At 42.6% G+C, this 19,819-nt stretch carries 20 protein-coding genes; 16 read left to right on the top strand and 4 right to left on the bottom strand.

The annotated features are described in order from the left end of the window. Nucleotides 1–33 precede the first annotated feature (33 nt). The gene (rpoN, locus tag NSQ70_RS15645; RefSeq protein WP_039169194.1) at nt 34–1,332 is read left to right on the top strand and encodes an RNA polymerase factor sigma-54; all 1,299 of its coding nucleotides are present in this window, start codon (nt 34–36) and stop codon (nt 1,330–1,332) included. Nucleotides 1,333–1,505: 173 nt separating this feature from the next. Next, nucleotides 1,506–2,243 carry a FadR/GntR family transcriptional regulator gene (locus NSQ70_RS15640; RefSeq protein ID WP_041507789.1) on the top strand — a complete coding sequence of 246 codons (738 nt, stop codon included), beginning with the start codon at nt 1,506–1,508 and terminating at the stop codon, nt 2,241–2,243. Between the two features lie 27 nt (nt 2,244–2,270). On the opposite strand, the gene NSQ70_RS15635 is transcribed toward NSQ70_RS15640, so the two are convergent. Next, nucleotides 2,271–3,713 carry a sigma 54-interacting transcriptional regulator gene (locus tag NSQ70_RS15635; RefSeq protein WP_306161000.1) on the bottom strand — a complete coding sequence of 481 codons (1,443 nt, stop codon included), beginning with the start codon at nt 3,711–3,713 and terminating at the stop codon, nt 2,271–2,273. A 209-nt stretch (nt 3,714–3,922) separates the two neighbouring features. Between NSQ70_RS15635 and NSQ70_RS15630 the strand changes: the two genes are divergently transcribed. The 13 genes from NSQ70_RS15630 to NSQ70_RS15570 all read left to right on the top strand — a co-directional run bounded on the left by NSQ70_RS15630 (nt 3,923) and on the right by NSQ70_RS15570 (nt 17,434). Then, complete coding sequence (locus tag NSQ70_RS15630) at nt 3,923–5,116, top strand: ornithine--oxo-acid transaminase (protein ID WP_256688721.1); 1,194 nt, start codon at nt 3,923–3,925, stop codon at nt 5,114–5,116. A 101-nt stretch (nt 5,117–5,217) separates the two neighbouring features. After that, nucleotides 5,218–6,639 carry an amino acid permease gene (locus tag NSQ70_RS15625; protein WP_024719841.1) on the top strand — a complete coding sequence of 474 codons (1,422 nt, stop codon included), beginning with the start codon at nt 5,218–5,220 and terminating at the stop codon, nt 6,637–6,639. Between the two features lie 288 nt (nt 6,640–6,927). After that, nucleotides 6,928–7,965 carry a sugar-binding transcriptional regulator gene (locus NSQ70_RS15620; protein WP_138279016.1) on the top strand — a complete coding sequence of 346 codons (1,038 nt, stop codon included), beginning with the start codon at nt 6,928–6,930 and terminating at the stop codon, nt 7,963–7,965. A 31-nt stretch (nt 7,966–7,996) separates the two neighbouring features. Continuing rightward, nucleotides 7,997–9,004: a type I glyceraldehyde-3-phosphate dehydrogenase gene (gap, locus tag NSQ70_RS15615; protein WP_007500174.1), complete on the top strand. Its 1,008-nt coding sequence runs from the start codon at nt 7,997–7,999 to the stop codon at nt 9,002–9,004. 213 nt (nt 9,005–9,217) lie between these two features. Continuing rightward, nucleotides 9,218–10,402, top strand: a complete 1,185-nt coding sequence (locus tag NSQ70_RS15610) for a phosphoglycerate kinase (RefSeq protein ID WP_024719840.1) — start codon at nt 9,218–9,220, stop codon at nt 10,400–10,402. A gap of 30 nt (nt 10,403–10,432) precedes the next feature. Continuing rightward, a complete protein-coding gene (gene tpiA, locus NSQ70_RS15605) occupies nt 10,433–11,194 on the top strand; it encodes a triose-phosphate isomerase (protein ID WP_017359213.1) in 762 nt (253 codons plus the stop codon). After that, nucleotides 11,187–12,722, top strand: coding sequence for a 2,3-bisphosphoglycerate-independent phosphoglycerate mutase (gene gpmI, locus NSQ70_RS15600; protein WP_017359214.1), 1,536 nt, complete (start codon nt 11,187–11,189; stop codon nt 12,720–12,722). Before tpiA ends, gpmI begins: the two co-directional genes overlap by 8 nt. Nucleotides 12,723–12,751: 29 nt before the next feature. Further along, a complete protein-coding gene (gene eno, locus NSQ70_RS15595) occupies nt 12,752–14,044 on the top strand; it encodes a phosphopyruvate hydratase (protein ID WP_003212752.1) in 1,293 nt (430 codons plus the stop codon). A gap of 280 nt (nt 14,045–14,324) precedes the next feature. Then, nucleotides 14,325–14,594, top strand: a complete 270-nt coding sequence (locus NSQ70_RS15590; RefSeq protein ID WP_039169204.1) for a hypothetical protein — start codon at nt 14,325–14,327, stop codon at nt 14,592–14,594. Between the two features lie 59 nt (nt 14,595–14,653). Beyond that, the gene (locus tag NSQ70_RS15585; RefSeq protein ID WP_024719839.1) at nt 14,654–15,421 is read left to right on the top strand and encodes an ABC transporter ATP-binding protein; all 768 of its coding nucleotides are present in this window, start codon (nt 14,654–14,656) and stop codon (nt 15,419–15,421) included. Then, a complete protein-coding gene (locus tag NSQ70_RS15580) occupies nt 15,393–16,790 on the top strand; it encodes a hypothetical protein (protein ID WP_342502261.1) in 1,398 nt (465 codons plus the stop codon). Before NSQ70_RS15585 ends, NSQ70_RS15580 begins: the two co-directional genes overlap by 29 nt. Then, nucleotides 16,787–17,152: a hypothetical protein gene (locus NSQ70_RS15575; protein ID WP_342502260.1), complete on the top strand. Its 366-nt coding sequence runs from the start codon at nt 16,787–16,789 to the stop codon at nt 17,150–17,152. Before NSQ70_RS15580 ends, NSQ70_RS15575 begins: the two co-directional genes overlap by 4 nt. Then, nucleotides 17,153–17,434 carry a hypothetical protein gene (locus NSQ70_RS15570; protein WP_008347692.1) on the top strand — a complete coding sequence of 94 codons (282 nt, stop codon included), beginning with the start codon at nt 17,153–17,155 and terminating at the stop codon, nt 17,432–17,434. Nucleotides 17,435–17,454: 20 nt separating this feature from the next. Here the strand turns inward: NSQ70_RS15570 and NSQ70_RS15565 are convergent, their stop codons facing one another. Both NSQ70_RS15565 and NSQ70_RS15560 read right to left on the bottom strand, forming a co-directional pair. Next, the gene (locus NSQ70_RS15565; protein ID WP_327854949.1) at nt 17,455–17,919 is read right to left on the bottom strand and encodes a GNAT family N-acetyltransferase; all 465 of its coding nucleotides are present in this window, start codon (nt 17,917–17,919) and stop codon (nt 17,455–17,457) included. 15 nt (nt 17,920–17,934) lie between these two features. Beyond that, on the bottom strand, nt 17,935–18,399 hold the full coding sequence (locus NSQ70_RS15560; protein WP_327854948.1) for a hypothetical protein: 465 nt from the start codon (nt 18,397–18,399) through the stop codon (nt 17,935–17,937). Nucleotides 18,400–18,517: 118 nt separating this feature from the next. Between NSQ70_RS15560 and NSQ70_RS15555 the strand changes: the two genes are divergently transcribed. After that, nucleotides 18,518–19,153 carry an NAAT family transporter gene (locus NSQ70_RS15555; RefSeq protein ID WP_024719834.1) on the top strand — a complete coding sequence of 212 codons (636 nt, stop codon included), beginning with the start codon at nt 18,518–18,520 and terminating at the stop codon, nt 19,151–19,153. Between the two features lie 54 nt (nt 19,154–19,207). Here the strand turns inward: NSQ70_RS15555 and NSQ70_RS15550 are convergent, their stop codons facing one another. Further along, nucleotides 19,208–19,744: a GbsR/MarR family transcriptional regulator gene (locus NSQ70_RS15550; protein ID WP_017359221.1), complete on the bottom strand. Its 537-nt coding sequence runs from the start codon at nt 19,742–19,744 to the stop codon at nt 19,208–19,210. Nucleotides 19,745–19,819: the final 75 nt, after the last annotated feature.

Raw genomic sequence — 19,819 nt, 5'->3', positions numbered from 1 at the left:
CTTCATGTAAAATGATGAGAGGGAGGGGAGACAATGAGCCTTAAACTGCAACAAGAACTAGTATTAAAGCAGGTACTCACGCAAGAACTCAGGCAGGCGATTACGCTGCTGCAATTGAATTGTGCAGAGCTGGGTGAGTATCTTGATCAGTTAGCGCTTGAGAACCCTCTGATTGAGCGGAAAGACACGGACAGCTATCAACCAGTTTATCATAAAAGAACGCAAGATCGAATGACAGAGCCGTATCGTACGCATCAAAAAGAAAGCCTGCAAATGTATTTAAAGAGACAGGCCATTGATTTGAATTTAAGTGAAAAGAATCAAAGGATTTTTCAATTCATGATTGAGTCCATTGATTCCAATGGCTATTTAAATGAATCGGTTGACCAAATGGCCGCTGTTTTAAAGGCTTCGGCAGAAGAAGTAGAGGCCGTTCTTCATCAGCTTCAATCATTAGAGCCTGCCGGTATTGGCGCTAGATCATTGCAAGAATGCATCCTGCTCCAGCTTAGACGAAAAAAGGATCGCTGGTATGAAGCAGAGCTGATCATCGAAGGGCATTTCTTTCTTTTCGCAAGGAAGGCTTGGAAGGAAATCGCAGCTAAAACAGGTATGCCGTTGAAAACCCTGCAAGCCATACAAGATGAGGTGTCGCTTCTCGAACCAAGACCAGGCCTTCATTTCTCTTATGAAGATCAGGATGTGTATATAGAACCAGATGTGTTGATTACAGCTGCGGGAGGTCACATCACATTCGAGCTGAACCAGCGTGCTTTTCCGGACATTGAAATGAATGAAGGGTATTTCGCCATGATTCAAGATCAAAAGCGGCATGAAGCATATGCATATTTAAAGGAAAAGCATCAGCAGTACAATTGGCTTGTTCAAGCGCTGAAGCAGAGAAAACAAACGATGACAAATGTCGTTCGTGAGATTATCTTACAACAGACTGATTTTTTCCTGACCGGGAAGCATAAAATGAAACCGCTTACGATGAAGCGGGTTGCAGATATATTACAAGTGCATGAGTCGACAGTGAGTCGAACAGTCAAAGGGAAAATGGTGCAGACCCCTTATGGGTTAATGGAAATGAAACAGTTTTTCCAAGCGAAACTAGAAGGGCATTCGCTCGAAGAAGCATCCAGCTACACAGTGAAGACCCACATTGCAGAGCTGATTCAATCAGAGAATAAGAAAAAACCGTATTCGGATCAGCAAATCATGACGCAGCTTCAGCAAACCTTTGGTATCCGCGTCTCTCGCAGAACCATTGCCAAATATCGTGAACAAATGAACCTTCCGTCTTCCACGCTGCGGAAGCGATATGATTAAAAAGAAGCACATGCCAGAAACAATGGCACGTGCTTCTTTTTTGATGAGTGGAAGAGTGATAGAAGATTTCTTGAGAATTGAAAAAAGGGAAGACGTGTGATCTGAATTTTGGGGTAAAGTATAAGATAGGGCATGAGCCGATAGGGTAGACAACAGTGATGAGGTGAGACCAATTGAAATATAAACAAATCAAAACGAAAAAAATATATGAAGAAATTGCGGACGCATTAGTCGAATCCATTCGAACGGGGGAGCTTCTTCCGGGCGAAAAATTAGACTCGGTTCAAGCACTTTCTGAAAACTTTCAAGTCAGCCGTTCCGCTGTGAGAGAGGCGCTGTCCGCTTTGAAAGCGATCGGATTAATAGAGATGAAGCAAGGAGAAGGCACATATGTGAAGCAGTTCGATCCTGAGCAGCTCACATTTTGTTTATCTCCTGCTTTTTTGATGAAGCAGCAGGATATCGTGCAGCTTCTTGAAGTGAGATCAATCATTGAATCAGGTGCTGTCAAAAAGGCAGCATTGCTGCGGACAGACGAGGACCTCCATCGACTGCATGAGGCACTAGAACAAATGAAGCGTGCAGAAGCGCATAAAGAAATTGGTGAAGAGGCAGACCTTACATTTCATCTTGCCATCGCTAAAGCCTCAAAGAATCATTTACTGGCGGCGTTAATGAATCAGGTCTCATCCTTATTAATTGAAACGATGCGGGAAACGAGAAAAATCGTGTTATTTTCAAGAAAAGCGTCCATACGTCAGCTTTACAAAGACCATGAACGTATTTATCAAGCTGTCATGGACAAGCAGCCAGAAGAAGCGGAGAGGGCGATGCTTACACATTTGGAAACAGTAGAACAACTTCTTGGTGATGTGCTGCAAGAACAGGAAGGAAAGCCAGATATTCAATAAGCTGTGCCACATAAGGGCACAGCTCTATTATTGAAGAGAAATATGCAGCTTTTTCATTCGATATTGCAGACTTTGCCTGCTCATGCCCAATATCTTTGCAGTCTGTGAAATATTGTCGTCCATTTTATTTAAGTAATGGACGATGTATTGTTTTTCAAATCGTTCCATTTGGGTTTGGAAATCAGTTGTATGATCTGAGCTCGTGTAGACAAACGTATCAGCTGCAGCTGCTAGATTAAGCGGACTCTTCTGCATGTGTTCACTAGGACGTCCTTCTCCTTGCTTGAAACGGAAATGGTAAGGAAGGTGATGCATGCTTAAGTATGTTTCGTCCATCATCATATTCATTCCAGCCTCAATCACATGCTCCAGTTCTCTTACATTGCCCGGCCAATGATACGCTTGGAACAGGGAAAGTACCTCTTCATCAGCCGCCTTCACATTCATTTGAAACAGTTCATTATATTTTTGAATAAAATGCATGACAAATGTGGGTATGTCTTCTTTTCGCTCAGAGAGTGGCGGGATAAACAAGGTGACAATGCCAAGCCGGTAAAATAAATCCTTTCGCATCCGTCCACCTGCGATCGCATCCACAGGGTCCTCATTCATATTAGCAATCACTCTCACATCAATGGCGATTTCCTTTGTACTGCCTAACCTTCTTACACGTTTCTCTTGCAAGACGCGCAATAGTTTTGCTTGAAGAGCTGGGTGTAATGAGTTGATCTCATCTAAAAGCACTGTACCTCCTTGTGCTTGTTCGAATAGACCGGGCTGATCTGTTGCCCCTGTAAAAGCCCCTTTTTGTGTTCCAAAAAGCAGACTTTCAATGAGGTTATCAGGCAGTGCTGCGCAATTCTGCGTAATAAATGGTCCAGATGAACGGCTGCTGCCATTATGAATGCTTTGTGCAAATAGCTCTTTCCCCGTCCCTGTCTCACCAACAATCAGCACATAAGAAGAGGTACGTGTGGCTCGTTTCGCATGTTCAATCACTTCTAAAAAGGCAGGACTCTCCCCAATGATTGAATCAAATGTAAAGCGTGTGTTTCCTTTTTTCTTCATATTGTGATGAATGAGCCGTTCCAGTTTCGTGACATCATTCGAAATTTCAACCGCTCCTTGAATCAAACCGTCTCGAACGAGCGGGTATGTATGGTTAATCGTTGTGATTTCTTTTCCATTGTAGTTGTGATACGTCTGCTTTGCATGAACCGTCTGTTTTCCGGTTCGCAGCGCTTGGACAAGTGTACTGTGCATCTCATCCTGAAACACAAAGAGGTCTAAGACATTTTTATAAAGGACATCAGAACGTTTTAAAGATTCGATCTCCATCATTTTTTTGTTATAAACAATGGTATTACCATTTTCATCAATGGCGTGAACCCCAACATCAATTAAATCGAGCATTTGTTTATATAGATCAATCTCATTTTCGAACTTTGCGGTATGCTGATCTTTTTTCACTTGCGCCACCTCCAGACATTACCTCTATTTTACATGAAAAATTTTGCGGTTTCCTCTAAAAAAATTTGCATATGCAAAATTATTTTGCGTTAAAGATGAGGACAATCCTAGGCACAGAGCGATCACTAAGTTGGCATGATCCTTGCATAATATAAGAGTGAAGATGAACCCAATCAAAAGAGGCAAGCTTATAGAAGGAGGAATACACGATGACACAGACAAAAACATTGATTCATCAAACAGAACAATACGGTGCGGCGAATTATCATCCGTTGCCAATTGTGATTTCAGAGGCTGAGGGAGTGTGGGTGACTGATCCTGAGGGCAACCGCTACATGGATATGCTCAGTGCATATTCTGCAGTGAACCAAGGACATCGCCATCCCCGCATTATTGAAGCGCTTAAAACACAAGCTGACCGCGTGACACTTACATCAAGGGCCTTCCATAATGATCAGCTTGGCCCATGGTATGAGAAGATTTGCAAATTAACGAATAAAGAGATGGCATTGCCGATGAATACGGGTGCTGAGGCTGTGGAAACGGCGATAAAGGCAGCGAGACGATGGGGCTATGATGTCAAGGGGATCGAAGAGAATCGCGCAGAAATCATTGCATGTACCGGGAATTTTCATGGTCGCACAATGACGGCTGTGTCACTGTCTTCGGAAGCAGAATATCAAAGAGGTTTCGGTCCGATGCTTCCAGGCATAAAGCTCATCCCTTATGGAGATATTGAGGCGTTACGCGAAGCGATCACTCCGCAAACAGCGGCTTTTCTCTTTGAACCGATTCAAGGAGAAGCGGGCATTGTCATGCCGCCTGAGGGCTTTATAAAAGAGGCAAAAGCGATCTGTGAGAAAGAACATGTGTTATTGATCGCAGATGAAATTCAAGTGGGATTAGCGCGGACCGGCAAGATGTTTGCATGCGACTGGGAAGACATTGAGCCGGATATGCTGATTCTTGGTAAAGCACTTGGCGGTGGGGTATTCCCGATCTCATGTGTTGTCGCAAACCGTGATATTTTAGGTGTATTTAATCCAGGGTCTCACGGGTCTACCTTCGGCGGGAATCCTCTTGCGTGCGCAGTATCACTTGCTGCACTAGATGTTTTAATCGACGAGAAGCTTGCCGAGCGCTCACTGGAGCTTGGGCAATATTTCAAAGACAAACTATCACGCATTCAAAGTCCTGTGATTAAGGAAGTACGCGGGCGTGGACTATTTATTGGGATGGAACTGACTGAGGCAGCTAGACCTTATTGTGAGAAGCTCAAGCAAGCAGGGCTGTTATGCAAAGAAACCCATGAGACAGTGATTCGATTTGCACCGCCGCTTACCATTTCAAAAGAAGACTTGGATTGGGCAATTGCTCATATCCAAGCGTTATTTCAAGCATAAATGATCAAGGGAGAAGCCTTCAAATTCTCCCTTTCTCTTTCAATGAACGGCGAATTTTGTCAAAGGTTGATGAATAGAAGAGTGAAAGTGGGGAAGCGGATTTGAAGCCAGAACAGCATAATGAACTAGAGCGTTCCATGAAAAGCAGACATCTTTTTATGATTGCCTTAGGCGGGGTTATCGGAACAGGCCTTTTCCTTGGGTCAGGACTCATTATTCATCAAGCAGGCCCAGGGGGAGCCATTCTTTCGTTTATCATTGGCGGGTTGCTCATGTATTTGGTGATGCTCTGTCTTGGTGAATTAGCAGTGGCGATGCCGACAGCTGGTTCCTTTCAGGAGTATGCAACCAAATATATTGGTCCGTCCACAGGCTTTATGATCGGCTGGCTTTATTGGTTTAGCTGGGCATGTACAATTGGACTGGAGTTTACGTCAGCAGGCATTTTGCTCCAAAGGTGGTTTCCTGATATCCCAGTTTGGCTTTGGTGTCTTGCCTTTAGCGTCATCTTATTTGCCATCAATGCCATCTCAGCTCGCAGCTTTGCTGAAACAGAGTTTTGGTTTTCAGCCATCAAGGTTGCTGCGATCTTATTGTTTATTATCATTGGAATTGGCGCAATTTTCGGAATGATTCATTTGAAAGGTGGGGAACCTGCCCCCCTATTTCGCCATTTGACGGATCATGGCGGACTTTTTCCTAATGGTGTTTTTGCGATTTTATTAACCATGGTCACAGTCAATTTCTCCTTTCAAGGAACAGAGCTTGTAGGGATTGCAGCAGGGGAGAGTGAAAATCCAGAAAAAACACTCCCACGCTCTATTCGGAATATTATTTGGCGGACGATGGTCTTTTTTGTTTTATCGATTGCGGTTCTTGCAGCGCTTCTGCCATGGCAGACCGCCGGCGCAGTGGATAGTCCGTTTGTTGTGGTGTTGGACAAGGTTGGCATACCATACGCTGCAGATATCATGAATTTTATTATCATTACAGCCGTGTTATCTGTAGCGAACTCTGGATTATATGCATCATCACGTATGCTTTGGGCGCTTTCAAAAGACGGGAAAGGACCTGTTTTCACGAAAAAATTATCCAAACGTAAAATCCCGATCAATGCCTTATTGGTGACAATGGGTGTATCCGCTCTATCACTGCTCACGAGTGTTGTAGCACCAAAAACGGTATATGTCTGGCTCATATCCATTTCGGGTATGGTGCTTGTCGTGGTTTGGATGTCGATTTGTTTATCCCAATACTTCTTTAGGAGACAATTCATAAAAGAGGGCGGAGATGTAAAGGATCTTGTCTTCCGAACGCCTTTTTATCCATTTGTGCCATTAGCAGGCTTTATCGCATTTGGCATTGTTCTTATCAGTTTATTCTTTATTGAGGATCAGCGGATTGGTCTTTATTGCGGAGTTCCATTTATGGCCGCCTGTTATATCATTTATTACCTCAAGATTAAACCGAAGGAAGATGCGAAACGATTTAATGAAGAGAAAGAAACGATACCGAAAACATAAGCAGGCGGCTTTTGACCGCCTGCACCTTTTCAAAGACAAATGCATTCAATATAGAAGAAAATAAATAGTTTGAAAAAAATAAAATAGCGGAAAGCTAGATGACAAGCAGGTTATCGGTCAAAATGTGTCTATTTTTTGTCTAAATGTGTTTGTAAGAGTTGAAAATGCAAGATTATCCTGTTAAAATAATTAAAGAAAGCAGGGATTGATTTTTTTTGGCTGTGGCGGGACGTTTTTTGTCACAGTGGGACGTTTTTAGTCCAACGTGAAAAGAAAGGGTCGTTAGCCATGAATCGTTTATTGGAAGCTCAAAAAAAATTATTACCAGATCTTCTCACAGTTATGCAAAAGCGCTACGACATTTTGCAGTACATCAGATTAGCTGAACCAATTGGTCGCAGAAGTCTTGCGACAAGTCTTGGTCTGAGTGAACGTATCTTAAGAGCTGAAGTTCAGTTCTTAAAGGAACAAAATCTGCTGGATGTCAAAACGAGCGGTATGATGCTGACGACTGAAGGTCATGCTTTGCTTGAAATGCTTGAAGGAATGATGAAGGACGTTTTAGGTTTAACCTTTTTGGAAAATACATTAAAGAGGAAATTAGGCCTGGAAGAAGTCATCATTGTTTCTGGTAACAGCGATGAATCCCCGTGGGTGAAGCAAGAAATGGGAAGAGCTGCTGTCCAATGTATGAAAAAAAGGTTTACTGGAAATAATATCGTCGCCGTCACTGGCGGAACGACGATGGAAGCTGTTGCCGAAATGATGACCCCTGATGCCAAAAACAGAGACATGATGTTTGTCCCTGCGAGAGGCGGTCTTGGGGAGAATGTAAAAAATCAGGCAAACACCATTTGTGCCCACATGGCTGAAAAAGCTTCCGGTACTTACAAACTGCTGTTTGTTCCAGGACAGCTGTCAGAAGGTGCTTACTCTTCCATTATTGAAGAGCCGTCCGTCAAAGAAGTGCTTCAAACAATTAAATCATCCACGATGCTCATTCATGGAATCGGTGAAGCAAAAACAATGGCGATGAGACGAAACACACCCGCTGAAGATTTAAAAAAGATTGATGAGCATGACGCAGTGACAGAGGCCTTTGGCTATTACTTTAATCGTGATGGCGAGGTCGTCCACAAAGTGCACTCCGTCGGCATGCAGCTAGATGATTTAGAAAGCATTCCACACATCATTGCTGTTGCAGGTGGATCATCAAAGGCAGGGGCTATTGAAGCCTATTTCAAAAAACCCCGCCGAACGGTTCTCGTCACAGACGAAGGAGCCGCAAAAGAGTTATTAAGGGAGTCAATAGATCCCTCAATATAAAACATTGTGACCTATAAAAGGAGGAAACATCATGGCAGTAAAAGTCGGTATTAACGGATTTGGACGTATTGGACGTAACGTATTTCGTGCAGCATTAAACAATCCTGAAGTTGAGGTAGTAGCGGTTAACGATCTAACAGACGCTAACATGCTTGCACACCTTTTACAATATGACTCTGTTCACGGAAAACTAGATGCAGAGGTTTCTGTAGACGGTACGAACTTAGTAGTGAACGGTAAAACAATCGAAGTATCAGCTGAGCGTGACCCTGCGAAATTAAGCTGGGGTAAACAAGGCGTAGAAATCGTTGTTGAATCTACTGGATTCTTCACAAAACGTGCAGACGCTGCTAAACACTTAGAAGCTGGCGCTAAAAAAGTCATCATCTCTGCTCCTGCTAACGAAGAAGATATCACAATCGTTATGGGTGTAAACGAAGACAAATACGATGCAGCTAGCCACGATGTCATCTCTAATGCATCTTGTACAACAAACTGCTTAGCTCCATTTGCAAAAGTACTTAACGATAAATTTGGTATCAAACGCGGTATGATGACAACTGTTCACTCATACACAAATGACCAACAAATTCTTGATCTTCCGCACAAAGACTACCGTCGTGCTCGTGCAGCTGCGGAAAACATCATTCCAACTTCTACAGGTGCTGCGAAAGCTGTTTCACTTGTATTGCCTGAACTTAAAGGTAAATTAAACGGTGGCGCTATGCGTGTTCCAACACCTAACGTTTCTTTAGTTGATCTTGTTGCTGAATTAAATCAAGATGTGACAGCTGAAGACGTAAATGCAGCACTTAAAGAAGCGGCTGAAGGAGAACTTAAAGGAATCCTTGGCTACAGCGAAGAGCCATTAGTATCTGGTGACTACAATGGTAATGCAAACTCTTCAACAATCGATGCTCTTTCTACAATGGTAATGGAAGGCAGCATGGTGAAAGTCATTTCTTGGTACGATAACGAGAGTGGATATTCTCACCGCGTTGTTGACCTTGCAGCTTACATTGCAAAACAAGGTCTTTAATTTCTCACACTGAAGGAACTCACTTGGTTCTTTCCTAGAGACACGATATAATGAAGACGGACAAGGGAAGGGGAAGCATCCCTTTCCCTTTTTCTCTGTATTTATCCGTTCTGCACGATTTCTCGTTTTGATGAGGGCAAAATGGGAAAAGGATAAAGAGAGACTTGTCCAATGCGTAAGGAAACCAGAATAAAGGAGGATCTCCTGACGAGCATGAATAAGAAATCAGTAAAAGACATTGACGTAAAAGGTAAAGTTGTGTTCTGCCGCGTAGATTTTAACGTTCCAATGAAGGACGGAAAAGTGACGGATGATACTCGTATTCGCGCAGCATTACCAACGATTGAGTATTTAACAGGACAAGGCGCAAAGGTACTACTAGCTAGTCATTTGGGTCGTCCGAAAGGTCAAGTTACTGAAGAACTGCGTCTGACACCTGTAGCAAAACGTCTGCAAGAGCTTCTTGGACAAGAAGTGAAAAAAGCAGATGAAGCTTACGGCGACAACGTGAAAAAGCAAATCTCTGACTTAAAAGAAGGAGATGTGCTAGTGCTTGAAAACGTTCGTTTCTATCCTGGTGAAGAAAAGAACGATCCTGAATTATCAAAAGCGTTTGCTGATTTAGCCGATGTGTATGTCAATGATGCGTTCGGTGCTGCACACCGTGCACATGCATCCACAGCTGGTATTGCAGCGTATCTTCCGGCTGTTTCAGGCTTCCTCATGCAAAAAGAGCTTGAGGTTCTAGGAAAAGCCATTTCAAACCCTGATCGCCCATTTACAGCGATTATCGGTGGCGCAAAAGTAAAGGATAAAATCGGTGTGATTGAAAGTCTTCTTGATAAAGTGGACAACCTGATCATCGGCGGCGGGCTTGCTTATACATTTGTCAAAGCACTTGGCCACGAAGTAGGGAAATCTCTATTAGAAGAAGACAAAGTAGATTTAGCGAAATCCTTTATGGACCGTGCAAAAGAAAAAGGCGTGAACTTCCTGATTCCAACAGATGTTCTGGTAGCCGACGACTTTTCAAATGATGCGAATACAAGCATTGTGCCAATCTCTGAAATTCCAAGTGATCTAGAAGCACTTGATATTGGAATAGAGACAAGAGAGAAGTATGCTGATGTTATTAAAAACAGCAAACTTGTTGTCTGGAACGGACCAATGGGTGTATTTGAAATCGATGCATTCGCTAAAGGAACAAAAGCAATCGCAGAAGCACTGGCAGAAGCAAAAGATACATATTCTGTCATTGGTGGTGGAGATTCAGCAGCTGCTGTTGAGAAATTTGGTCTTGCCGATCAGATGAGCCATATTTCTACAGGCGGCGGCGCCTCACTTGAATTTATGGAAGGCAAAGAACTTCCAGGTGTGACTGCATTAAACGATAAATAAGACCAAAACTGCTATAAGGAAGTGTCAATCATGAGAAAACCAATTATAGCTGGGAACTGGAAGATGAACAAAACTCTTGGTGAAGCTGTAAGCTTCGTTGAAGAAGTCAAGTCATCTATTCCATCTCCTGACAAAGTGGAATCTATTGTCTGTGCACCAGCCCTTTTCCTTGAAAAGCTGAACAGCCTTTCTAACGGAACAGACCTTAAAATTGGTGCGCAAAACATGCACTTTGAAGAAAATGGTGCATTCACTGGTGAAATCAGCCCTGCTGCGCTTAAAGATCTTGGCATCGGCTACTCAGTGATCGGTCATTCAGAGCGCCGCGAATTCTTCGCTGAAACAGATGAAACAGTGAACAAAAAAGCACATGCTGCATTCAAGCATGGCATCGTTCCAATCATCTGTGTAGGTGAAACGCTTGAAGAGCGTGAAGCAGGCAAAACAAACGAACTTGTCGCTGATCAAGTGAAGAAAGCACTAGCTGGTTTAACGAAGCAGCAAGTCGCTGAATCTGTGATTGCTTATGAGCCAATCTGGGCGATCGGTACAGGTAAATCTTCTACAGCAAAAGATGCAAACGATGTTTGTGCGCACATTCGCCAAACTGTTGCAAGCGAATTTGGTCAAGAAGCGGCAGACAGCCTTCGCATTCAATATGGCGGAAGCGTGAAACCTGCGAATATTAAAGAATATATGGCAGAATCCGATATTGACGGTGCTTTGGTAGGCGGCGCAAGCTTAGAACCTCAGTCTTTCGTTCAATTATTGGAGGAAGGTCAATATGAGTAAGAAACCAGCTGCATTAATCATCTTAGATGGATTCGGTTTAAGAGGCGAAACAGTCGGTAACGCTGTTGCCCAAGCAAAGAAACCGAACTTCGACCGCTACTGGAACGAATTCCCGCATCAAACCTTAACGGCTTCAGGTGAGGCAGTGGGTCTCCCAGAAGGTCAAATGGGGAACTCTGAAGTTGGGCATTTGAACATCGGTGCAGGACGCATCGTGTACCAAAGCTTAACAAGAGTGAATGTGGCCATTCGTGATGGGGAATTTGAGAAAAACGAAACGTTCCTAGATGCAATGACTTATGCAAAAGAAAATGACAAGGCCCTTCATCTATTCGGTCTCTTGTCAGACGGCGGTGTGCATAGCCACATCCAGCATCTTTTTGCCTTGCTGAAACTAGCGAAAAAAGAAGGCTTAACAAAAGTATACATTCACGGCTTCTTAGACGGACGTGATGTTGGTCAGAAGACAGCGAAAGTGTACTTAAAACAGCTTGAAGAACAAATCAAAGAAATTGGTGTCGGAGAAGTCGCAACACTTTCTGGACGCTATTACTCAATGGACCGTGACAAGCGCTGGGATCGTGTGGAGAAAGCATATCGCGCGATGGCGTATGGTGAAGGCCCAAGTTATCAAAACATCTATGATGTCGTTGATGACTCCTATGAAAATGGAATCTACGATGAGTTCGTTATTCCATCTGTCATTACGAGAGAAAATGGTGAGCCGGTTGCAAAAGTAAATGACGGCGACTCTGTGATTTTCTATAACTTCCGTCCAGACCGTGCGATTCAAATTTCAAACACATTCACAAATGAAGATTTCCGCTCGTTTGACCGCGGGGAAGCACATCCGAAGGATTTACACTTCGTCTGCTTCACACACTTCAGTGAAACGGTAGATGGCTATGTGGCTTTCAAACCAGTGAATTTGGATAACACAGTAGGAGAAGTACTTTCTCAAAATGGATTGAAGCAGCTGCGGATTGCTGAAACAGAGAAATATCCTCACGTGACGTTCTTTATGAGCGGTGGGCGTGAAGAAGAATTTCCTGGAGAAGACCGTATCTTAATCAATTCACCAGATGTCGCAACCTATGACCTCAAGCCAGAAATGAGCGCTTATGAGGTAAAGGATGCACTTGTTGCAGACATCAATGCGGACAAGCATGACGCGATCATTCTGAACTTTGCTAACCCAGATATGGTGGGTCATTCAGGTATGCTTGAGCCAACAATCAAAGCCATTGAAGCAGTAGATGAGTGCTTAGGAGCTGTAGTCGACGCAATCCTAGCAAAAGGCGGACATGCCATCATCACGGCAGACCACGGTAACGCAGACGTGCTCATTACCGAAGAAGGAAAGCCGCATACTGCACATACGACAAACCCTGTTCCAGTCATCGTAACGAAAAAAGGGGCGACGCTTAGAGAAGGCGGCATTTTAGCCGATCTATCTCCAACGCTTTTAGACTTACTTGGTCTTGAAAAACCAAAAGAGATGACAGGAACATCATTGATTCAAAAATAACAAATTGATTCAAAAGGAGAGAAATAACGATGCCATACATTGTTGACGTATATGCACGCGAAGTATTAGACTCTCGCGGTAACCCAACAGTTGAAGTAGAAGTTTACACAGAATCTGGCGGCTTTGGCCGTGCACTAGTACCAAGTGGTGCGTCTACTGGTGAATATGAAGCAGTAGAACTACGTGACGGAGACAAAGACCGTTACCTTGGAAAAGGTGTTCTGACAGCTGTAAACAACGTAAACGAAATCATTGCACCAGAGCTTTTAGGCTTTGATGTCACTGAACAAGTAGCAATTGACAAAATGTTAATCGAGCTTGACGGAACTGAAAACAAAGGGAAATTAGGCGCAAACGCAATCCTTGGTGTATCTATCGCTGTAGCACGTGCGGCTGCTGATTTCTTACAAATTCCACTTTACCAATACCTTGGTGGATTCAACTCCAAAACGCTTCCAGTACCGATGATGAACATCGTCAACGGCGGAGAGCATGCGGATAACAACGTAGACATTCAAGAATTCATGATTATGCCTGTAGGTGCACCGAACTTCCGTGAAGCACTTCGCATGGGCGCTCAAATCTTCCATAGCCTGAAATCTGTATTAAGCGCAAAAGGCTTAAACACAGCTGTAGGTGACGAAGGTGGATTCGCTCCAAACCTTGGTTCTAACGAAGAAGCACTTCAAACAATCGTAGAAGCGATTGAAAAAGCTGGTTTCAAACCAGGTGAAGAAGTCAAACTTGCGATGGATGCTGCATCTTCTGAGTTCTATAACAAAGAAGACGGTAAATATCATTTATCAGGCGAAGGTGTTGTGAAAACATCTGCTGAAATGGTTGACTGGTATGAAGATATGGTATCGAAATACCCAATCATCTCGATCGAAGACGGCCTTGATGAAAACGACTGGGAAGGTCACAAACTATTAACTGAGCGTCTTGGCAGCAAGGTTCAGCTAGTAGGAGACGACTTGTTCGTAACAAATACGAAGAAGCTTTCTGAAGGAATCAAAAACGGCGTTGGTAACTCAATCCTCATCAAAGTAAACCAAATCGGTACATTAACTGAAACATTTGATGCAATCGAAATGGCGAAACGTGCAGGCTATACAGCTGTTATCTCTCACCGTTCTGGTGAAACAGAAGACAGCACAATTGCAGACATTGCAGTTGCAACAAACGCTGGACAAATCAAAACAGGTGCTCCGTCTCGTACGGACCGTGTGGCGAAATACAACCAATTACTTCGCATCGAAGATCAATTGGCTGAAACAGCTCAATACCACGGCATTGCTACATTCTACAACTTGAATAAGTAATGTAAAGCAACGCGCTGCGTGCGCTCTTTTGAAAAGAGCGTATCGCAGCGCTTTTTTTATGTTGAAATAAAGACGCAAAGCTAGCTCAAGAGAATTAGCTCTGCTTCCTTTGTCATATCCTATTTTTGTAAAAAATCATCCTTCAGTCAGAGGAGAAACGATGAGCTTGACGATTTATAAGCAATAAATCATGAAAACTCTACTAAAAATATGATCTGAATTGAACTTATGCTATTTGCATGGGGGTGGTATCATTTTACATATATTAGGGGGTGATGAGATGCTGAATCCTTTTAGCCTTCGTTTTCCAGTAGGCGTGTACATGTATGTCCTTCACCTACTGGCGGCATATGATGAAAGGAAGCAACGAATTCTAACTTCTAAGAACGTACAGAAAAATGCATTTTGGATTTATGTCCTTGCCGCTATCTTAGGCATTGTGACAGTTGCCGCTTTGATTTGGGCATGCAAAACATTTGGAAAAGGCTCGAAATTTTTAGGAGAGTTCAAGTTTTTAGGCCTGTATATTAAAATCAAATGCGGCTTCTAACAAATGGTGAGAACAGATGCGGGGTCATCTGTTCTATCTGAAATAAATGGAGGGTCATGATGCTGACATTACACTTAACAGAAAAAACGTATAGCCGCACCTTTTCTCTCCGCGATATTCAGTTAAATGTGGAGAAAGGACGTATGCTTCTGCTTTTGGGGCATAATGGTGCAGGAAAGACCACGATGATTCAGTCTATGTTTGGCCTGACACCATTTACGGGTTTTGTCTCTTTGCATGGTAAACAGCTGAATTTTCAATCCTCAGCACATATCTCCTTTTTGAAAGAACATGTTTCCTATATTCCTGATGATCATGCTTTGTTTGATTATTTAACGCCGAGAGAATATTTTCATTTACTCCAGCTTCCAGACAAACGAAATGGACCTCGAGAAGAGGCTTTCGTCGATCTTTTTGAGCTGAAACCTTATATGGATCAGCCAATTGCCCAGTTGTCTCATGGCAATCAAAAGAAAACCCAAATCATTTCACAGCTCCTTAGGCCTTGTGATTATTATGTATTCGACGAGCCTACAAATGGACTTGATCCAGATATGATGATCATCTTAAAAAAGGTGCTCATGAAGCTGAGAGATCAAGGCGCAGGCATTCTCATTTCTACCCATCATTTGGGCTTTGGTGAGACATTGTATGATCACCTCATGATCTTAAGAAACGGTGATATCAAGCTGGATATGTCACGTCAAGAAACAAACAAGACATTCCCTCATCAAGCACTTGAGGATATTTATAAAGAAGTGAATCAAGATTACTATATGCAGGTGGAGAGGTTGCTCAATGACTTGGACACGACACGTTCTTCATAAAATAGAATGGGGCATGCTCACAACGAAAATCAAGCAGCTCGGCAAAAAATATCCTTTGCAGCTTCTCGCCGCAGCCGTTTTTATGTTGCTGATTTACTCCATATACGTTGTCATGAGCCTGCGTTTTTTTATGCAAGTAGGGGAGAGCCAACCAGTTGCTTTATACCTTCAATTTGTAAAAATGACCCTGCTGCTTTTGGGAGCAGGTATTGTCTTTTCCCGTCATAAAATGAAGCGTCAAGAGTATCAGTTCTTCTTTTTGAATAGTGCGATGCAAAGTGTCTCATTTGTCCTTTGTGTGTATTTCTTTCCGGTGCTGTTTTGTTTCATCATGCTTGGTCTGCTTTTTTTACCCATCCTATTAGGACTGATCATTAGCGGCGTTACACTATCTTTGTATTGGATCATTGTGGTAGGGATCACTTGCTGTGGATTGGCGCTCTACACGCTTGCTTCTTGGATGCTGATACGCATTGGTGTGAGCCATTTTATATCAAAAACAAAAGAGCATTTACTGCTGCAAACGCTCGGATTTGTGACGCTTGGTGCTTTCGTGTTTCTCCTTTTTCAAAAAGCGGTTGAGATGATTCACGTATGGCCGTCTATCTATCTTGTATTTATGATGATCTTTCTATGTGCAGGGTGGTTTTGGCTGAAGGGCTTGGCGGCTTGTTATGTCAATCGGATGTTTTTGCAGCTAAAGGTAGAGGTGAAGTCGTTTTCTTACCAAAAAATCAGATCGGATTCTTCATTTTTCACACATCTGCGGCAGGAGCTTGTTTATTTTAGCCGATCAGCTGTGTTTAAAGAACAAGGTATTTTGTTCCTGTTTCTTGTCTGTTTCACGATAGGTCTCCCATTGATCTTTACTCCGGCAGAGACTGGCTGGCTGTTTGCTTTTATTGTGCAGTTTGCCTTAAAGGAGATCCTTATTATGCTTCCTCTGATGATTGGCAGGGAATATCATCTCCATCAGCGAGCCATTTTTATGTTAAATACATCAAAGGGTGCCTATTTATTATCAAGAATTTTATTTTATTACACAATGAATGTATTGATTTATTTTGTCTATATCGGGCTTGCTTATTTCATGATAGAAGTCGAAAGTGAAGGGCACGGTTTGGCGAGTTTGTCCATTTTATTGATCACTGTCATGGCGGCATGTGTCGGGTTTGTCGTGAAGATTAGTGAATTTAATAAACTGTTTGTGATCGTGATGATGATTGCTGTGTTCAGTATGTTGGATATGCTTTTAGTCCAGTGGCTTTCAGCAAATATCCAGCTGCTCTCAACTGCCTATATGGCTTGTTCAGCCGCATTCTTCATTTTCATATATGCTGCCATGCTAAAGAGGCCGATTGTGCGATGATGACGCTTTTATTTTGCTTAATAGCAGTTGTGCTCATTCATGAACTCGGTCATATCCTGATGGTGATGGTGTGCAACAAAATTGAAAAAAAACCCATTTTTGATTATGTGGTGATGATCGATTGGAAGCACGTGTCGATTGTCCATGAGAAATTTTCACGGCCGGGTTTTAATGTGATGGTGGCACTTGCAGGTCCTGTGTTTCCAGTGATCTGCTCGGGTGTGCTTTTCTTCATGTGGGGGCGTCCATTGACGCATCCATTGCTGCTTTTTTCTTTATTAAATACAGTGATGCTGCATCCAGCTTGCCCAGACGGGAAAAATATCATCACCAGTTTAAAAGAGATGAAAGGAGAGAACTAAATGGTTAAAGTATTTCATTCGTTTTCTAGCGGCTTAACGCTTGCGATGCTTTATGTGTTTGCTGTGTTTATGACGCCAGTATTTTTAATGCTGCTAGAGGTTCATCATGTTGAATCAAGTCCAACTCTATTTGGTATGCCATTTTATATCATGAAAATTGAACAGTATCAATTCAGCTCAGAGGCAACGCTCTTTGGGTGCGTGGTCTGTTTTTTAGCGGGTGCCGCTCTCTACTTCTTGATTCAATATGTGATTCATGCAGTGAAAAAGAGCAGAACATAAAAAAAGCAGGCTGAATGAAGTCAGTCTGCTTGAAGAACGAGTGACAACCGCACCATATCCATACACTGAATACCGTTCTCATAAATCGGTTCATCATAGTGCTTCAGAAAGAAATCGTGATCGATATACGCCATACGAAAACCGCATTTTTGATAAAGGGCGAGCTGCTGAATACTAGAGTTGCCTGTGCCAATTTCAATTGTATGAAAGCCAGCTGCCTTGGCTTCTGAAATAGCATGGCGGATCAGCTGTTTCCCAATTCCTCTACCTTGCCATGACTCCTTCACGGCAACATTCATGATTTCCACTGTCTGCTGAGACAGAGGCGTCAGAACATACACACCAATCATGTCCTGTTTATGAAAAGCAACATAACAAGAACCAGATTGTACATAGGCAAGGACTTTTTCAGTTGAAGGGTCAGCTAATAGTAAAAGATCCATAGGAACAGATTGATCATGAGACAATGGCCGAATCTGTATCAAATCATTTCATCCTCTCTATTCTTTGATATACCCTTGTTTAACACCCCAATCATATTGATCCTGCACCCATTGAGAAGGAGGATGATGGGTGACATTTGGGTCTTTTTTGACAGTTGCTTTCCTAGTCGTTTGTGCTGCCTGCTTATTCGCTTGAGCCGTTGCTTTCGCTGCTGCCAGTTCTTTTTGAAGCTGGTCTATTTTCAATTCAAGCGCTTTACGTTGTTTGATTTCTTTTTGATGCGCCTTCTTTTCTTTCTTCAGCTTGTTTGTGACGGTGGACAATTCCTTTTTTTGACCATCCATTTCATCTTTCATATCCGTTCCTTCTGACTTTAATTGTGTCAGCTGCTCATGATTCTTTCTCATTTCTTGCTGGTGTTTATTCTCTGCTGCGGTGAGCGACTGCTGCTGCCACACAATCCAGCCAGTTGCACCTAGGATGATCACAGACAAGACAATGATCGTGATGTTTTTTTTCATGTTCTATTCCCCTTTCATTAAACCTCTATTATCATCGGTTAAAACAAACCAGGTTTTAACAGAACAAGGGAATATTCGCATCAGATTAGCAGACACTATGAAAAAAGGAGGGTGTCTGTTGATTTCCTTTATGATTCATGTCATTGTGTCACTATTTGCTGTATCAAACCCCATTGGAAACGTGCCTCTTTTCATCACTTTAACAGAAGGCTACTCAGAAAAAGAACGATCCCAGACGGCCAAAAAAGCGATTGTTGTGTCTTTTATGATTTTGATTGCCTTTCTTTTGGCAGGCAGGCTCATTTTCAAATTGTTTGGCATTGATATCCATGCACTCCGTATCGCCGGAGGTATTTTTATTTTTGGTATCGCTTACAATTTGCTGAATGCAAAAGAGTCACATGTTCAAAACCCTCATTCGGATGAAAAGGCAGAGAGCAAAGAGAAGGCTGATGTTTCGGTGACCCCACTCGCCATTCCGATCATTGCCGGACCTGGTACAATTGCGACCGTCATGAGCTTAACCCCAGGAAGCCACCAAGTAACGCTTCATCTGCTTGCGATTCTTATTGGCATTGTGGTCGTACTTGCCATGACCTATTATGCATTTCATTATTCGAGTTTCATTATGCGAAAAATGGGGAAAACAGAGATGAATGTCGTGACACGATTAATGGGATTGATTTTAGCTGTTGTGGCAGTAGAGATGATTGGCGCAGGGATCAAAGGGATGTTCCCAATGCTGATGTCATAAGTGTATATAAAAAAGCTGTTTTTTTCTACAAAATTGTAAAATAAAACAGCTTTTTTAAGGTTTTGGCACATGTTGAAATACTTCTTCACTTTCAAAGAACTCAATTAAACGGCTAATCCAGTCATAATAATCGAGACTTTCCTTGATTTCTGAAAGAAGAAGATTGATTTTATCTACTGTTTCTTCTGGCAGGTCATCTTGTTCAAGCAGCTCCAGCAATTCCTTGCATGTCTTCTTATGTGCCTTGCGATTTTTGCTGACAACACGTGACCAATTGGCTGCAAACAGTGAAATAAAGGTTTGATATTGATCTTGCTCAACGTCATATAAATCTTTGCGTATTCCTTTTTCATAAACCTTTTCAGCAATATTCAAATCAAGCATTTCTCGAACGACTTGACTCATTCTTGTTTTGCTCATGCCGGTCGCCTCTGAGAGCTCACCGAGCGTCATTGGTTTACGGTTCATATGAATGATACCAAGCACTCTACCCACTGTGGCAGAAAGACCAAAGGCATTCATGTTCTCGGCAGCTTTTTCAATATAATGATCCTGTGCTTTTTGAATGGCGCCTAACGCTTGCTTGTCCATTCCCCGCTTCACCCCTTCACGACTGACAATTTGTAACACAATATATCATATACCTGTTTGTTGATGAAAACAATA

It is taken from the genome of Bacillus sp. FSL R5-0397 (assembly GCF_038593395.1).
GTDB lineage: Bacteria > Bacillota > Bacilli > Bacillales > Bacillaceae > Bacillus > Bacillus altitudinis.
This window is presented reverse-complemented; position numbering and strand designations above follow the sequence as displayed.

What these genes read in the sequence shown, in the direction of transcription:
- NSQ70_RS15550 (WP_017359221.1), bottom strand. Translation starts at nt 19,744, where the DNA reads ATGGACAAGCAAGCGTTAGGCGCCATTCAAAAAGCACAGGATCATTAT.
- rpoN (WP_039169194.1), top strand. Translation starts at nt 34, where the DNA reads ATGAGCCTTAAACTGCAACAAGAACTAGTATTAAAGCAGGTACTCACG.
- NSQ70_RS15570 (WP_008347692.1), top strand. Translation starts at nt 17,153, where the DNA reads ATGGTTAAAGTATTTCATTCGTTTTCTAGCGGCTTAACGCTTGCGATG.
- NSQ70_RS15620 (WP_138279016.1), top strand. Translation starts at nt 6,928, where the DNA reads ATGAATCGTTTATTGGAAGCTCAAAAAAAATTATTACCAGATCTTCTC.
- NSQ70_RS15575 (WP_342502260.1), top strand. Translation starts at nt 16,787, where the DNA reads ATGATGACGCTTTTATTTTGCTTAATAGCAGTTGTGCTCATTCATGAA.
- gpmI (WP_017359214.1), top strand. Translation starts at nt 11,187, where the DNA reads ATGAGTAAGAAACCAGCTGCATTAATCATCTTAGATGGATTCGGTTTA.
- NSQ70_RS15630 (WP_256688721.1), top strand. Translation starts at nt 3,923, where the DNA reads ATGACACAGACAAAAACATTGATTCATCAAACAGAACAATACGGTGCG.
- NSQ70_RS15560 (WP_327854948.1), bottom strand. Translation starts at nt 18,399, where the DNA reads ATGAAAAAAAACATCACGATCATTGTCTTGTCTGTGATCATCCTAGGT.
- NSQ70_RS15590 (WP_039169204.1), top strand. Translation starts at nt 14,325, where the DNA reads ATGCTGAATCCTTTTAGCCTTCGTTTTCCAGTAGGCGTGTACATGTAT.
- eno (WP_003212752.1), top strand. Translation starts at nt 12,752, where the DNA reads ATGCCATACATTGTTGACGTATATGCACGCGAAGTATTAGACTCTCGC.
- gap (WP_007500174.1), top strand. Translation starts at nt 7,997, where the DNA reads ATGGCAGTAAAAGTCGGTATTAACGGATTTGGACGTATTGGACGTAAC.
- NSQ70_RS15580 (WP_342502261.1), top strand. Translation starts at nt 15,393, where the DNA reads ATGACTTGGACACGACACGTTCTTCATAAAATAGAATGGGGCATGCTC.
- NSQ70_RS15610 (WP_024719840.1), top strand. Translation starts at nt 9,218, where the DNA reads ATGAATAAGAAATCAGTAAAAGACATTGACGTAAAAGGTAAAGTTGTG.
- tpiA (WP_017359213.1), top strand. Translation starts at nt 10,433, where the DNA reads ATGAGAAAACCAATTATAGCTGGGAACTGGAAGATGAACAAAACTCTT.
- NSQ70_RS15585 (WP_024719839.1), top strand. Translation starts at nt 14,654, where the DNA reads ATGCTGACATTACACTTAACAGAAAAAACGTATAGCCGCACCTTTTCT.